The sequence below is a fragment of the Bacillus sp. FSL K6-1000 genome, assembly GCF_038630785.1.
Classification (GTDB): Bacteria; Bacillota; Bacilli; order Bacillales; family Bacillaceae; genus Bacillus; species Bacillus safensis.
Map to the genome: position 1 here is coordinate 1,380,638 of NZ_CP152042.1, position 14,908 is coordinate 1,395,545.

General features: G+C 41.2%; 14 protein-coding genes. 10 read left to right on the forward strand and 4 right to left on the reverse strand.

Annotated elements, in window-relative coordinates; genetic code table 11:
* Positions 1–226: 226 nt before the first annotated feature.
* The 4 genes from MHI46_RS07020 (at position 227) to lepB (ending at position 4,580) form a co-directional block, all read left to right on the forward strand.
* Positions 227–982 carry a DeoR/GlpR family DNA-binding transcription regulator gene (locus MHI46_RS07020; RefSeq protein WP_039178192.1) on the forward strand — a complete coding sequence of 252 codons (756 nt, stop codon included), beginning with the start codon at positions 227–229 and terminating at the stop codon, positions 980–982.
* Positions 979–1,890 carry a 1-phosphofructokinase gene (gene pfkB / locus MHI46_RS07025; RefSeq protein WP_059376998.1) on the forward strand — a complete coding sequence of 304 codons (912 nt, stop codon included), beginning with the start codon at positions 979–981 and terminating at the stop codon, positions 1,888–1,890. Before MHI46_RS07020 ends, pfkB begins: the two co-directional genes overlap by 4 nt.
* Positions 1,891–1,903: 13 nt before the next feature.
* A complete protein-coding gene (locus tag MHI46_RS07030) occupies positions 1,904–3,796 on the forward strand; it encodes a PTS fructose transporter subunit IIABC (protein ID WP_144495012.1) in 1,893 nt (630 codons plus the stop codon).
* A gap of 211 nt (positions 3,797–4,007) precedes the next feature.
* Positions 4,008–4,580, forward strand: a complete 573-nt coding sequence (gene lepB / locus MHI46_RS07035) for a signal peptidase I (RefSeq protein ID WP_029706712.1) — start codon at positions 4,008–4,010, stop codon at positions 4,578–4,580.
* A gap of 63 nt (positions 4,581–4,643) precedes the next feature.
* Here lepB and MHI46_RS07040 read toward each other — a convergent pair whose 3' ends face one another.
* Positions 4,644–4,919, reverse strand: a complete 276-nt coding sequence (locus tag MHI46_RS07040; RefSeq protein WP_039178200.1) for a hypothetical protein — start codon at positions 4,917–4,919, stop codon at positions 4,644–4,646.
* A gap of 143 nt (positions 4,920–5,062) precedes the next feature.
* Here MHI46_RS07040 and MHI46_RS07045 point away from each other — a divergent pair, with 143 nt between their 5' ends.
* Positions 5,063–6,682, forward strand: a complete 1,620-nt coding sequence (locus MHI46_RS07045; protein WP_041084974.1) for an ATP-binding cassette domain-containing protein — start codon at positions 5,063–5,065, stop codon at positions 6,680–6,682.
* Positions 6,683–6,717: 35 nt separating this feature from the next.
* Here MHI46_RS07045 and MHI46_RS07050 read toward each other — a convergent pair whose 3' ends face one another.
* From MHI46_RS07050 to mreBH, 3 genes are all read right to left on the reverse strand, one after another.
* Entirely contained in the window at positions 6,718–7,950 is a 1,233-nt protein-coding gene (locus MHI46_RS07050; protein ID WP_058837765.1) for an aminopeptidase, read from the reverse strand.
* A 107-nt stretch (positions 7,951–8,057) separates the two neighbouring features.
* Positions 8,058–8,189: a protein YkpC gene (locus MHI46_RS07055; RefSeq protein WP_003210922.1), complete on the reverse strand. Its 132-nt coding sequence runs from the start codon at positions 8,187–8,189 to the stop codon at positions 8,058–8,060.
* A gap of 74 nt (positions 8,190–8,263) precedes the next feature.
* Positions 8,264–9,271, reverse strand: a complete 1,008-nt coding sequence (gene mreBH / locus MHI46_RS07060; protein WP_024424745.1) for a rod-share determining protein MreBH — start codon at positions 9,269–9,271, stop codon at positions 8,264–8,266.
* 276 nt (positions 9,272–9,547) lie between these two features.
* Between mreBH and MHI46_RS07065 the strand changes: the two genes are divergently transcribed.
* The 5 genes from MHI46_RS07065 (at position 9,548) to ade (ending at position 14,821) form a co-directional block, all read left to right on the forward strand.
* On the forward strand, positions 9,548–9,826 hold the full coding sequence (locus MHI46_RS07065) for an AbrB/MazE/SpoVT family DNA-binding domain-containing protein (protein ID WP_017359400.1): 279 nt from the start codon (positions 9,548–9,550) through the stop codon (positions 9,824–9,826).
* A 144-nt stretch (positions 9,827–9,970) separates the two neighbouring features.
* The gene (locus MHI46_RS07070; protein WP_260775900.1) at positions 9,971–11,281 is read left to right on the forward strand and encodes an ATP-binding protein; all 1,311 of its coding nucleotides are present in this window, start codon (positions 9,971–9,973) and stop codon (positions 11,279–11,281) included.
* Positions 11,282–11,285: 4 nt separating this feature from the next.
* Complete coding sequence (locus MHI46_RS07075) at positions 11,286–12,122, forward strand: gamma-glutamylcyclotransferase family protein (protein ID WP_260775901.1); 837 nt, start codon at positions 11,286–11,288, stop codon at positions 12,120–12,122.
* Positions 12,123–12,159: 37 nt separating this feature from the next.
* Positions 12,160–12,828 carry a TrkA family potassium uptake protein gene (locus MHI46_RS07080; RefSeq protein WP_008345123.1) on the forward strand — a complete coding sequence of 223 codons (669 nt, stop codon included), beginning with the start codon at positions 12,160–12,162 and terminating at the stop codon, positions 12,826–12,828.
* Positions 12,829–13,090: 262 nt separating this feature from the next.
* Positions 13,091–14,821 (forward strand): adenine deaminase, encoded by a 1,731-nt coding sequence (gene ade, locus MHI46_RS07085; RefSeq protein ID WP_260775902.1) that lies wholly within the window; start codon positions 13,091–13,093, stop codon positions 14,819–14,821.
* Positions 14,822–14,908: the final 87 nt, after the last annotated feature.

Below are 14,908 nucleotides of genomic sequence, written 5' to 3' on the forward strand. Positions count from 1 at the left end.
TCCATTGAATGAAATAAAAAATGATAGAAATGCTAATATCATGACTTTCATCTTATTGTCACATATTTTTCAGTTTACAAATGGTACATATAAAGGTAAGATGACCATGGTGAAAGATTTTGATAGTTATTGAATGTATTTGATTGTTTTGTATTGATAATGTTGAAAAAAGCGATTACAATAAAGGTGCGCGCAAAATGAATACGTTTTCAAAAGGGGTGTTCGCATGTTAACACCGGAAAGACATCAACTCATAATCGACAGCTTGGAAGAAAATGATGTCATTAAAATACAGGACTTAACGATGATGACGGATGCGTCTGAATCTACAATTAGAAGAGATTTATCAGCCCTTGAAGAAAAAGGATTTCTTAAAAGGGTTCATGGAGGAGCAGCCAAGATTTCGAGTATTCGCCTTGAACCAGATGTATTTGAGAAATCTGCCAAAAACCTTCAAGAAAAGTCATTGGTAGCAGAGGCGGCGGCATCTCTTTTAAAACAGGGCGACTGTATTTATTTAGATGCTGGTACAACCACACAGCAAATGATTGAATATATCGATCCAGATCAAGATATTGTCGTGGTGACAAACGGTGTGATGCACATTGAAGCCCTCATGAGAAAAGGTATTACCTTTTACTTGATAGGCGGATCAGTGAAACATCGAACAGGAGCCATGGTTGGAGCCGCAGCTTTGACAGCGATGGAGAATTATCGTTTTGACAAAAGCTTTGTTGGGACAAATGGCATTCATCCCGAGGCGGGTTTTACAACACCTGATCCAGAGGAAGCACTCATGAAAAAAAGAGCCATGAAACAGGCGAAAAAAACCTATATCTTATCAGATGCCTCAAAGTTTGGCGAAATATCGTTTTCAACCTTTGCTAGTTTACAGGAAGCCACCATTATCACAAACGACGCAAAAGAAGATTCATTCGATAATTACCATGAAAAAACGGTTATAAAGGTAGTGAAAACATGATTTATACAGTTACTTTAAACCCATCAGTTGATTACATCGTACACGTGGAGGATTTTGCAGTCGGCGGTTTAAATCGTTCAACCTATGATCAAAAATATCCAGGTGGTAAAGGAATCAATGTCTCAAGGCTATTAAAACGTCACGGTGTTGAATCGAAAGCACTTGGATTCATTGGTGGATTTACAGGCAAATATATTCAAAATTTTTTACAGAACGAACAATTACAAACAGCCTTTCACGAGGTGTCAGAAGATACAAGGATCAATGTAAAACTAAAAACAGGTGAAGAGACAGAAATCAACGGACTCGGCCCATCTATTACTGAAGCGCAATTTGAGTCGTTTCTATCTCAATTTTCTTCATTGACTGAAGGAGATGTCGTTGTTTTAGCTGGCAGCATTCCTTCATCATTACCTCATAACACATATGAGCGTATTGCTGAAGTTTGCCAGGAGCAAGGTGTAAGAGTTGTTCTTGATATTTCTGGCGAAGCGTTAAAAAAAGCAGCAGACATGAAACCGTTCTTAATGAAGCCAAATCATCATGAACTGGGTGAAATGTTTGAGACGAGTATTTCATCAGCAGCAGAAGCCATTCCTTATGGGAAAAAGCTGTTAGAACAAGGTGCTGAGCATGTCATCGTCTCCATGGCTGGTGATGGCGCCCTCTTATTCAGTAAAGAAGGAATCTATCAGTCCAATGTTCCAAAAGGAACGCTCGTTAATTCAGTTGGAGCAGGGGATTCAGTCGTTGCAGGGTTTTTAGCTGGCGTTTCAAAAGGCCTTTCAATTGAAGAGTCATTTAAGCTTGGTGTCACTTCAGGAAGCGCTACAGCCTTTTCTGAGGAGCTTGGCACAAAAGAGCTTGTCGACACACTATTACCACAAGTAAAAGTCACACGCATTTAAAGGAGGAGTCATCATGAAAATTACAGAACTACTCACGAAGCATACCATTAAGCTTCAATTAGACAGCCAGCAGAAAGAAGCAGTCATTGAAGAGCTAGTCACTGTTTTAGATACAGCAGGCAAGTTAAATGATAAAGAGGGCTATAAAGAAGCTGTGATCAATCGTGAAAAACAGAGCTCTACTGGTATTGGTGAAGGAATTGCCATCCCGCACGCTAAAACAGCAAGTGTAAAAGAGCCTGCCATTGCATTTGGCCGCTCAACTGCTGGTGTAGATTATGAATCACTGGACGCCCAGCCGAGTCATCTTGTCTTTATGATTGCCGCAACTGAAGGTGCAAACAACACGCACTTAGAGGCACTTTCTCGTTTATCTACACTTCTTATGCGTGAAGAAATTCGAAAGCAGCTTCTTGAAGCGGCGACTGAAGATGAAATCATTGAGATCATCAATACACATGATCAAGATGATGAAGAAGAAGAGGAAGTGCAAGAAGAGCCGGCTGCAGAAGGAAAACCTGCTAAAATTTTAGCGGTAACAGCTTGCCCGACCGGCATTGCACATACATTTATGGCAGCAGATGCTTTGAAAGAAAAAGCAAAAGAAATGGGCGTTGACATTAAAGTTGAAACAAACGGCTCTGGCGGTATTAAACATGCCCTTACAGCAAAAGAAATTGAAGAAGCACCAGCCATCATTGTGGCAGCGGACAAGCAAGTTGAAATGGAACGCTTTAAAGGCAAACATGTCATTGAAGTCCCTGTAACAGCTGGTATTCGCCGTCCGCAGGAATTAATTGAAAAAGCCATCAATCAAGATGCGCCGATTTATAAAGGTTCAGGCGGCAGTTCTTCTAAAGACGAAACTGAATCATCTGGCAAAGGAAGAAGCGGATTTTACAAGCACTTAATGAGTGGTGTAAGTAACATGCTTCCATTTGTTGTCGGAGGCGGTATATTAGTTGCGATTTCATTCTTCTGGGGTATTAACTCAGCAGATCCTAAGGATCCTTCATTTAATTCATTTGCAGCTGTCTTAAAAGGAATTGGCGGCGATAATGCGCTTGCCTTAATCGTTGCGGTATTAGCTGGATTTATTGCCATGAGTATTGCAGATCGTCCAGGTTTTGCGCCAGGTATGGTCGGTGGATTTATGGCGTCAGCAGCAGGTGCAGGGTTCTTAGGTGGACTGATTGCTGGTTTCCTAGCAGGTTACATTGTTGTGCTGCTCAAAAAAGTATTCACATTCGTACCGCAGACACTCGACGGAATTAAACCGGTCCTGCTGTATCCATTGTTCGGTATTTTCTTCACAGGCATTATCATGCATTATATTGTCAACACACCAGTGAAAATGGTAATGGACGGATTAACACATTGGCTTGAATCATTAGGTACTGGAAACCTTGTTTTAATGGGTATTATTTTAGCTGGTATGATGGCAATTGATATGGGTGGCCCAATTAACAAAGCGGCTTACACATTTGGTCTTGCAATGATTGCTGCTGGCAACTATGCACCGCATGCTGCGATTATGGCAGGCGGAATGGTTCCACCACTAGGTATTGCACTTGCAACAACGATCTTTAGAAATAAGTTCTCAAAACGTGACCGTGAGGCAGGGATTACATGCTACTTCATGGGAGCTGCCTTCATTACTGAAGGGGCGATCCCGTTTGCGGCGGCAGATCCTCTTCGTGTGATTCCTTCAGCTGTTATTGGTGCAGCAGTTGCTGGCGGATTAACGGAATTCTTTAGAGTGACGCTTCCTGCACCGCATGGCGGACTATTTGTTTTCTGGGTAACAAACCATCCAGTTCTTTACATCATCAGCATCTTAATCGGTGCTATTGTGACAGCGATTTTACTGGGTATTTTGAAAAAACCGGTTCAACAAGAAGCGTAATGCAGAAGAGAAGCATCGTGAAAAACGGTGCTTCTTTTTGTTTAATCATCTGTGAATTAGGAAAAAATATCTAATTAGATGGTTGTCTTGTGAATTTTTAAATGACATATGATAAAGTAAAGTTATTCAATTCACGTTTCAAGTCTTTTAGCAGAAAGTCTTAGGAGGAAGCAGTATTTTGAACGAAGAAAACAAACAAAACGAAAATGACATTCAATCTGATGCGAAGCAAGCCAAAACAGAGAAGAAAAGTTCACTGTTTGAATGGATCAAAGCCATTTTAATTGCACTTGCGCTCGTCTTGCTCATCCGTACATTTATATTTGAACCGTATGTAGTGGAAGGAGAGTCAATGGAACCGACACTTCATGACGGGGAAAAGCTGTTTGTCAACAAAACCATTAACTATCTCGGTGGTGTGAAACGCGGTGACATCGTGATTATTAATGGAAAAGATGGACAGAAGATTCATTATGTCAAACGATTGATCGGCCTTCCAGGTGATACGATTGAAATGAAGGATGATACGCTTTACATTAATGGTAAAAAAGTAGATGAGCCTTATTTAAAAGAGAACAAGGCGCATGCGAAAGAGTATGAAGTGCATTTAACTGGAGATTTTGGTCCAGTGAAAGTACCGAAAAACGATTACTTTGTGATGGGGGACAATAGACTCAATTCCATGGACAGCAGAAATGGACTTGGCCTCATTGAAAAGGATCGGGTTGTCGGGACATCAGAATTTGTTTTCTTCCCGTTTGGCGACATTCGACAGACAAAATAAAAGCACCTTCTCAGAGGCAAGAGAAAGGTGCTTGAACGAGCGACCCTTACAGAAGGGTCGTTTTTAATTTGGCGTGAGCACTGTAACAATGATCACAATGGCTAGTACCGAAGCGAATACAGATCCGGTAATGGCTAATACGGATCGAAACAATCCGATTTTTTTGTTTTCTTTTCCCCGCTTTTGTAAAAAGCGTTTGGAAAAGATGTGGACCAGTGTGTAAATGAGGACAAGCCCAATATAAAGGCCAAAGTCCTTCGCATTAAAGCCTGTTGCAGATAAATAAATGCCCATAAAGAAAATCAATAAACAGTATTCCATCAGTGTGAGTAATCTCAAATCGTCCGAACTCCTTCAATCAATCATTCCCGTTTATTATACCATAATGGACAAAAAGCCTTCGTTCTTAGCGAGAGACGTTTCTATCAAACGTTATTCATGTTATACTTCATAATGATGAATGAGTGATGGAGGATTAATAAATGATTGCAGTAAATAATGTTAGTTTGCGCTTTGCTGATCGTAAACTATTTGAAGAAGTAAATATTAAATTCACTCCTGGCAACTGCTACGGATTAATTGGTGCCAATGGAGCTGGTAAATCAACGTTCCTAAAAATTCTTTCTGGAGAAATTGAGGCTCAAACGGGTGATGTTCATATGAGCCCTGGTGAGCGTTTAGCGATTTTAAAACAGAACCACTTTGAATACGAAGAGTTTGAAGTGCTAAAAGTCGTCATCATGGGTCACAAACGTCTATATGACGTGATGCAGGAGAAAGATGCGATCTATATGAAACCTGATTTCTCAGATGAAGACGGGATTCGTGCAGCCGAGCTTGAAGGTGAGTTTGCTGAATTAAACGGATGGGAAGCTGAAAGTGAAGCAGCAATCCTATTAAAGGGTCTTGGCATTCCAGAAAGCCTTCAATCGAAGAAAATGTCTGAGCTTGGCGGTTCTGAAAAGGTAAAAGTACTTTTAGCTCAAGCTTTATTTGGCAAGCCTGACGTTCTTCTTCTCGATGAGCCAACGAACCACTTGGACTTACAAGCGATCCAGTGGCTCGAAGAGTTCCTCATTAACTTTGAAAATACCGTCATCGTCGTTTCGCATGATCGTCATTTCTTAAACAAAGTATGTACACATATTGCGGACCTTGATTTCGGAAAAATCCAAGTATACGTCGGTAACTATGACTTTTGGTATGAGTCCAGCCAGTTAGCGCTGAAACTAAGCCAAGAAGCAAATAAGAAAAAAGAAGAACAAATTAAGCAGCTTCAAGAATTCGTTGCCCGGTTTAGTGCGAACGCTTCTAAATCGAAGCAAGCGACATCAAGAAAGAAATTGCTTGATAAAATCTCTTTAGACGATATTAAGCCGTCTTCACGTAAATATCCATATGTTCATTTTGCGCCAGAGCGCGAAATCGGAAATGATGTCCTTCAAGTAGAAGGTCTATCAAAAACAATTGACGGTGTGAAAGTACTTGATAATGTCAGCTTTATTATGAACCGTGAAGATAAAATTGCGTTCTTAAGTCGTAATGAGCTTGCTGTGTCCACTTTATTTAAGATCCTTGCTGGTGAAATGGAGCCAGACAGCGGATCATTTAAATGGGGTGTCACAACGTCACAAGCCTTTTTCCCGAAAGACAATAGTGAATATTTTGAAGGAAACGATGTTGATCTCGTTGATTGGCTTCGTCAATATTCTCCGAACGATCAAAGTGAGAGCTTCCTGCGTGGTTTCTTAGGACGTATGCTTTTCTCTGGGGAAGAAGTGAAGAAAAAAGCAAGTGTCTTATCAGGAGGAGAAAAGGTTCGTTGTATGTTATCAAAAATGATGCTGTCTGGAGCGAATATTTTGCTGCTGGATGAGCCAACGAACCACTTAGACCTAGAATCCATTACAGCGCTGAATAACGGCCTCATGAGCTTTAAAGGAGCAATGCTCTTCTCATCTCATGACCATCAGTTTGTTGAAACAGTCGCAAACCGAATTATCGAAGTGACGCCAAATGGCATCGTCGATAAACAAACAACATATGATGAGTTCTTATCAGATCAAGACATCCAAAAAAGACTTGAAGAGCTTTACGCATAACAAAGAAAAGACATCCATAGGATGTCTTTTTTTGATTAAATCGCCCAGTTTCCATTTCGGAAGATCGGTTCGCGTTTCCCGTCTTTTGTAATCCCGTCAATATTCATTTCCTTTGAACCAATCATGAAATCAACGTGTGTAATACTGCTGTTCACACCCGCTGCATCCAATTCTTCTCGTTTCATTTCTTTTCCGCCTTCGATATTAAACGCATATCCGCTGCCGATCGCAAGGTGATTTGATGCATTTTCATCGTAAAGTGTATTGTAATAAAGAATATTGGAGTTAGAAATTGGTGAATCATCTGGTACGAGGGCAACCTCACCTAGATAATGAGAGCCTTCATCTGTTTCAACGAGAGATTTTAAAATATCTTCGCCTTCTTTTGCTTTCACATCCACAATCCGGCCATTTTCAAAGGTTAATGAAAATTCATCAATGATGTTTCCGGCATAGCTGAGCGGCTTAGTGCTTGAGACGGTCCCATTTACACCGTCTTTTTTCGGTACGGTAAAGACTTCTTCTGTCGGCATGTTGGCCATGAACGAGACGCCGCGTTCACTTACGCTGCCAGCACCTACCCAAATATGCTGCACTGGAAGCTCAATCGTTAGGTCTGTGCCCGGTGCTTCATAATGAAGCTTATGGTAGTGACGTTCATTGAGTATTTTGACCTTTTCATTTAATGACGCATCATGCTTTTTCCAAGCCTCAACAGGATCTGCTTGATCAGCGCGTGCGACTTTAAAGATTTGATCCCACAATAAAGTGACAGCTTCTTCATCTGTATGATCAGGGAAAATCTTTTTCGCCCATTCTTTTGATGCAGCACCTACGACCGTCCAAGCGACTTTGTCAGATTGAACGTATTGACGATATGTATGTAGTGCTGAACCAGCAGCTTTTTGCTGTGCAGCGATTTTTTTCGAATCAATGCCTCGCAGAAGGTCAGGGCTTTCTGACAGGATGGTAATAAAAGCACCGCCGCGTTTTGCGATGGTTTCCATCATCTGTGCTTCCCATTCTGGGAATTGCTCAAAGACATCCTGTGGCGCATGTTCAAATTTTAAACGGGTGAGAACACCATCACTCCAGCGGATATGTACGTTTTTCGCCCCGCGCTCATACGCGTGTTTCGCGACAAGACGAACAAGGTGTGCAGATTCAGTAAATGCGGATACAACCACTTCCTGCCCCTTTTGTACATTCACACCGACTTCAACGATGGTCTTGGCATATTGATCAAGTTGTTTTTCAAATGAACTCATAAAAAACCCTCCTTTAGTCATGTTCATCATATCAGATTTATGACCGAAAAGGAAAATGGGGAGCACGCTTAAAGCCAAAATAAAAAAGCCGCTTTCGTGCGGCTTTTTTAGCGGTTCAGTTGTTTCACAGGCTGTGCATTAGAAGGCGGCATATGTGAAAACGACAGGCTCATTCCTCCTAAAATAATACCCGTTAAAATGACTGTGACAACGACCCGTTTACCTAAATCAAGCAACATGTTCTTCCTCCTTCACGTTTATCCATTTCTCACGATATGATCGAAATGACGAAAAAAGAAGTAGAACATGAAGATTATTTTAATGTTTTTTGCAATTTGTCGATGACTTCTAATGAACGACCTGTTCCAATGGCAACAGACTCAAGTGGATTAGCTGCAATATGAACTGGAACAACAATCTCTTGAGAGAGCCATTCTTGAATTCCATTTAACAGAGCGCCTCCGCCAGTTAAAATGACGCCGCGGTCTACAATATCTCCGCTTAGCTCTGGAGGGCTGTCCTCTAATGTGGCACGAATCGCTTCTAAAATATGAAGAAGTGATTCTCGCATAGCGCCTTGAATTTCATGAGAGACAAGTGTGATCGTTTTTGGCAGACCTGTCACAAGGTCGCGCCCGCGCACTTCTAATGATTCAGGCTCATGCTCAATAAGACCATACCCAATTTCCATTTTCACCTGCTCGGCAGTCCGTTCGCCGATTAATAGGTTATATTTCTTTCTGACAAACGTAATGATATCTTCATCCAGCTGATCGCCGCCAATTCGGATCGAATGACAAGAGACAACACCGCCAAATGAAATAATCGCAACTTCTGTTGTTCCGCCGCCAATATCGACTACGACGTTCGCAACAGGCTCGTCTACCGGAAGATCAGCACCGATTGCAGCTGCAACAGGTTCTTCAATTAAATGCACATGTTTTGCTCCACAGTTTTTCACAGCATCGCTGATGGCGCGGCGCTCAACAGCTGTTGATCCAGAAGGTGTACATACAACGACAGTTGGTTTTCTAAAGGTAAACCCGATATTTTTTCCTGCTTTTTTCATGATCTGTTTAAGTAAATCTGTTGTCATATCATAATCAGCGATAACACCGTCTTTCATCGGACGGATCGCAACAATTTTCCCAGGTGTTTTCCCGATCATTTCTTTTGCTTCTGATCCGACGGCAAGTACAGTCTTTGTTTCTGTATCGACTGCCACGACGGACGGTTCATTTAAAATAATTCCCTTATTTTTACTATAAACCAATATGTTAGCTGTTCCTAAATCAATTCCAATTTCGGCATTTTGAAACATGTTTTCACCCAATCTCTATTTTTGCTGTTTTAAACAATTTTACATTTAAAAGTTCAGAGGGTTGATGTCATTTGTGGGGGTTTGTGATCACCTTGAAATGAATCTGTAAAATTCAAGTATCATTTTGACAATCACAATAAATTTTCCCTTTGTTTTTTCTTTTATGAAAAAAATTTTTATAGAGGAGAAACCTTTTAAGAATCTCTTACGTCTACGATATATCAATTGGTGAAAAACAGATTGATCTTGAGCTAATGAAAGAAAGAGGGAACGAAATTGAAATCTATCGGAGTCGTAAGAAAAGTAGACGAACTAGGGCGTATTGTCATGCCAATCGAATTGAGAAGAGCACTTGATATCGCTATTAAAGACAGTATGGAATTTTTTATAGATGGAGATAAAATCGTCTTGAAAAAATATCAGCCAGAGGGTGTTTGTCTCATGACTGGTGAGATTACATCAGAGAACCATGAATACGGAAATGGTCAAATTACATTAAGCGCTGAAGGCGCAGAACTGCTGTTAAAAGAGCTGCAAGAAGCTCTTCAGCAGTAATCGGAATAGCCTGCTCTCTTCCTTTGTGCTGAGAACAGGCTATTTTTCTTTAAAAAAGTTCCTTAAAAATGCCCCATCTCCCTCAAAAAATAAGTGGAAAATGGTACAATTGACAAAGAATCTCAGGGCGGCAGGTGGAATCATTTGAACAAAACATATCAAGTGCGGATCGTGTTATCTGTTCTTGCATTTATCTTAATCATAAGCTGGGATTTCTTTTATTATCTAGGCGGCTATCAAATTAATTGGCCGCTCGATTTAGCCTTTACAGTCGTTGTGTTAGCAGGGATCTGGGTTGTCTCAGGGTATGTAGACCGCTTGACTTTGCTTGTGTCAGATCTAAATAAAAGAGAAAAAGAAGCACACGAACTGACAGAGCGGCTGAATCGAATTACAGATAACTTGCAGGAAATCGTCTTTGAAACAGATGAAAAAGGGCACATCATTTTCTTAAATCAAGCATGGAAACAAATGACCGGCTATGACATAGATGAATGTCTAGGTACGATGTACAATCAGTACTTTGATCAAGAAGAAAGAGTTATTCAGCATTTGTCATCTGTCATCAAAGAGCATAAAGATTCAGGACGGATCGAGCTCCAGCTTCTTCATAAAGAGGGAAAGAAAGTATGGGGAGACGTTCATTATAAGCTCTACTTTGATGAAGAGCACCAGTTTACTGGAGGTATAGGAACAGTTGCAGATATTACAAAACAAAAGCTGGCAAAGCTTGAGCTTGAAAGGTCAAATCAACAATTGCAAATGCAGGCGCAAAAGCTGGCCGTTGCAGGACAAATAGCCGCTGGAATCGCCCATGAAGTCAGAAATCCGCTGACCTCAGTAAACGGCTTTTTGCAGCTGATGAAAACTCAATATCCTGAAAGAACCGATTATTTTGACATTATCTTTTCCGAAATTAAACGGATTGATTTTGTTTTAAGTGAGCTGCTTGTGCTGGCAAAGCCGCAGTCGGTCCATTTTCAAGAAGTTCAGCTTCATGGACTGTTAGAGCAGGTCATTACATTGCTAAAAACCAATGCAGTCCTTTCGAATATTGATCTCAAACAGCCATTTAAAAAGCAGGATGCCGGCGCTATATTAGCAGACGCTAACCAAATGAAGCAGCTGTTCATTAATTTAATCAAAAATGCCATTGAGGCAATGCCTGAAGGCGGCAGCATATACATATCAACAGAAAAATTGATGAACGAATGGAAAATTACCATTCAAGATGAAGGAAAAGGAATGTCTGAAGAGGATATTCAGAAAATATATGATCCTTTCTTCTCCACGAAAACAGAAGGGACGGGACTTGGCCTCACCATCTGTGCAACGATTTTAAAAGATCATCACGGTAGGATGGATGTGGTGAGTGAGCTGGGAAAAGGTACAACTTTTCATATCTATTTACCTGTGTGTCAAAAAAGCAGACAGCAGCAAGGCGAGAGGACGTGATTTCATGAAGGCGAAAGCTTTATTTGTATATGGGACGCTTCTGCAGCATGAAGAACACCACGAGACGTATATGAAAGAAAGCAGACCATTAGCTAAATCAGCTTGGATCAGCGGCAGAATCTATGATACAGGTCAAGGATACCCTGCGTGCGTTCCAGAAGAAACAAGCACAGTATATGGAGAATTGTACGAGGTAACCGCAAGCACGCTGAATAAGATAGATTTACTTGAGGAAGGGTATGACAAGCAGGTGGTCGATGTCATGACAGACCGGGGGCTGGTGGCGGCTATTACATACACTTTACCAAAACAGAAGGCATCAGGGCTGAAGGAAATCGAGAGTGGCTGCTGGAAGGAATATAGACTATGGCAGCAGAAGCCGGTATCCTTCTATTATTTTGCCTATGGTTCTTGTATGGATGATGCAAGATTTAAATTGGCGGAAGTCGATCATTATTTTAAACAAATCATCGGCGGCGGTGCTCTGAACGGCTTTACAACTAGATTTACATTGGTGAGGCCTGATGGGTCAAGAGCCGATATGGTAGAAGACGGCGGAGAAACAGAGGGCGTTTTATATGAGGTTCCTTTTGATGCCATTCGATATTTGTACAAGCGAGAAGGCGTATATGAGGGCACATATCGTCCAGCTTTTGTCGATGTCAAAATAGGTGATCAAATATATGAGGACTGTTTAACCTTTCTTGTTCTTCAAAAGAGCGAAGAAATTGCTCCACCAGGTCATTACCGCAGTGAAATTGAAAAAGGAGCAGACCTTTACTTAAGTGAAGCGTTCCGTAAAAAAATTCGCTCGCATATGGATTCATTAATCAAACCGTAGTAAAATGCATGGTAAGTGAGATAAAAGGAGTTTGAACATGAAAAAGGAATATGCAGTCATTGGTCTTGGACGCTTTGGAGGAAGTATTTGCAAGGCGCTGAGCGAAGAAGGACTTGAAGTCATGGCCATGGATATGAATGAAGATCGAGTGAACGAATACGCGAAAATTGCCTCGCATGCCGTCATTGGCGATTCGACAGACGAATCGGTTTTAAAAAATCTCGGTATTCGTAATTTTGATCATGTCATCGTTGCGATTGGTGAAAACATTCAGGCCAGTATTTTAACGACGATTATGCTGAAAGAGCTTGGCGTCAAAATGGTCACAGTAAAGGCGCAAAACGACTATCACGAAAAGGTACTAAATAAAATTGGGGCTGATCGCATCGTTCATCCAGAGCGAGACATGGGCAGACGAATTGCACATAAAATCATCTCCAACAACGTATTAGATTATCTTGAGCTGTCAGATGAGTACAGCCTCATTGAAATCGTCGCTAACAGCAGGCTTGCAGGGCATTCTCTTTTAGATCTCGATATTAGAGCGAGATATGGCATTAATATTGTGGCGATAAAGCGTGGAAAAGAAGTGATTGTTTCACCACTCGCAGATGAAATGATTCAAAAAGAAGATATTCTCATTGTCATCGGGGCAGTAGCCGATATTGGACGCTTTGAAAAACGAGAAATGCAGAACGATTATTAAACACTCCTGGACGGGGTGTTTTTTTATATTGTTGTGTACACACAGGACGGACAGTGAAGAGAGAAGAAGACACTAAAAAGGGCTGTTTTGTTCTGCATAAACAGCAAAAGCCAATCATCATATTTTTCGTGCAATTATCACTATTCAGAAATAAAAATCAGCCTTTTTATCTGGATGATTTTCTCTAAATGTCATTGACTGGGCAAACAGATTCGTTTACGATAAGAAACATTATATTGTTTACTTGGAGGAGGCAGTGTCGTTGGATAAGGAGCTTTTCAGACATCAAATTGAAGTAGCTGCAAAGAGAAAAAAAGCAGCCCTAGTGATTAAACATGCGAAGGTTATGGACGTGTTTAACCAGGAATGGATAGACGCTGATGTCGCTGTTGAAAATGGACAAATAGTAGGGATTGGAGAGTACGAGGGAGAACAGGAGCTGGATGCAGCAGGTCAAATGCTTGTACCCGGTTTTATTGATGGCCACGTTCATATCGAGTCCTCTATGGTGACCCCTGCTGAATTCTCCAAAGCTGTCGTCCCGCACGGTGTGACAACTGTCGTAACAGACCCGCATGAAATTGCCAACGTGTCAGGGATCTCAGGCATCCGTTTTATGCTGGAAGAAGCGAGAAAAGCTGCCTTAAATATTTATTTCATGCTGCCATCCTGCGTACCGGCAGTCAGTTTTGAACGATCAGGTGCTGTTTTAAAAGCGAAAGATTTAAAGCCTTTGTATCAAGAGAAAGAGGTTCTTGGTCTTGCTGAGGTTATGGATTACGTCGGTGTAGAGCAGGCAGAAGAAGATATGCTTCAAAAGCTGCTTGATGCACAAAACGAACATAAACTGATTGATGGCCATCTAGCAGGCTTAACAGACCGATTAATAAACGTTTACCGCACAGCGAGTGTCCAAACAGATCATGAGGTAACAACAGCCGGCGAAGCCCTTGAACGTGTAAAACGAGGCATGTATGTCATGCTAAGAGAAGGCTCTGTTGCCAAAAACGTGAAAAACGTTTTACCAGCTGTGAATGAAAAGAATGCGAGACGTTTTTTCTTTTGTACCGATGATAAACATTTAGATGATTTAATGGCAGAGGGAAGTATTGACGAACAAGTACGTATGTCTATAAAAGAAGGGTTAGACCCATTTTTAGCGTATCAAATGGGAAGTTTAAACGCAGCAGAGTGTTTTGGCCTCAAAACAAAGGGAGCCATTGCGCCAGGCTTTGATGCTGATTTTATGCTCGTCTCTGATCTTCATCAAGTCGACATCACCAGCGTATTTATTGCAGGAGAATTGGTGGCGCAGCATGGAGAGTACAAGTCAAGTGTCGAAAAAATTGCACCGAGTCCAGTATTATTACAATCTGTTCATACTATAGACGTTCAAGAGCAAGATCTGGCACTGCCTATCACAGCTCATCAAAAAATGAATGTGATCCGCATTATTCCGAATCAGCTAGAAACAAAATTAGAACAAGTCTCTCCTTCAGAAACGAACGGACAATTCACTAGTGATACAGAAAGAGATGTATTAAAAATGGTGCTTGTCGAACGCCATCAAGGCTTATCTGAAATGGGGATAGGGGTTGTCAGCGGCTTTGGATTAGAAAAGGGCGCAATTGCAACAACGGTTGCGCATGATTCTCACAATTTAATTGCGGTTGGCACAAATGATGCTGATATCGTGAAAGCCATTGACGTGTTAAAAGAAACAGGCGGCGGTTTGACTGTTGTCAAAGAGGGCCAGTCTCTTCATACGCTGCCATTACCGATCTCTGGTTTACTTTCAGATCAGCCGGCACATCTTGTAAATGAAAGCCTTCATGCGCTCCATGAAGCGTTAAAAGAAACAGGCTTTACTTTAGATTTTAATCCATTTTTGACGCTGTCTTTCTTGGCACTCCCAGTCATTCCTGATGTGAAAATGACGACAAAGGGTTTGTTTGATGTCAGAAGCTTTCAGCATCTCCCAATTCAATCATAAAAAAGAGAAACCGCATATGTATATATGCGGTTTTTTCAATGAATGGTGAAAAAAAGAGACACAGCCAAGCGGCTTGTGTCTCTTTTT

Excerpts from the sequence above, each read along its gene's own strand:
- MHI46_RS07020 (WP_039178192.1), top strand. The coding sequence starts at position 227 with ATGTTAACACCGGAAAGACATCAACTCATAATCGACAGCTTGGAAGAA.
- pfkB (WP_059376998.1), top strand. The coding sequence starts at position 979 with ATGATTTATACAGTTACTTTAAACCCATCAGTTGATTACATCGTACAC.
- MHI46_RS07030 (WP_144495012.1), top strand. The coding sequence starts at position 1,904 with ATGAAAATTACAGAACTACTCACGAAGCATACCATTAAGCTTCAATTA.
- MHI46_RS07045 (WP_041084974.1), top strand. The coding sequence starts at position 5,063 with ATGATTGCAGTAAATAATGTTAGTTTGCGCTTTGCTGATCGTAAACTA.
- MHI46_RS07050 (WP_058837765.1), bottom strand. The coding sequence starts at position 7,950 with ATGAGTTCATTTGAAAAACAACTTGATCAATATGCCAAGACCATCGTT.
- MHI46_RS07055 (WP_003210922.1), bottom strand. The coding sequence starts at position 8,189 with ATGTTGCTTGATTTAGGTAAACGGGTCGTTGTCACAGTCATTTTAACG.
- mreBH (WP_024424745.1), bottom strand. The coding sequence starts at position 9,271 with ATGTTTCAAAATGCCGAAATTGGAATTGATTTAGGAACAGCTAACATA.
- MHI46_RS07075 (WP_260775901.1), top strand. The coding sequence starts at position 11,286 with ATGAAGGCGAAAGCTTTATTTGTATATGGGACGCTTCTGCAGCATGAA.
- MHI46_RS07080 (WP_008345123.1), top strand. The coding sequence starts at position 12,160 with ATGAAAAAGGAATATGCAGTCATTGGTCTTGGACGCTTTGGAGGAAGT.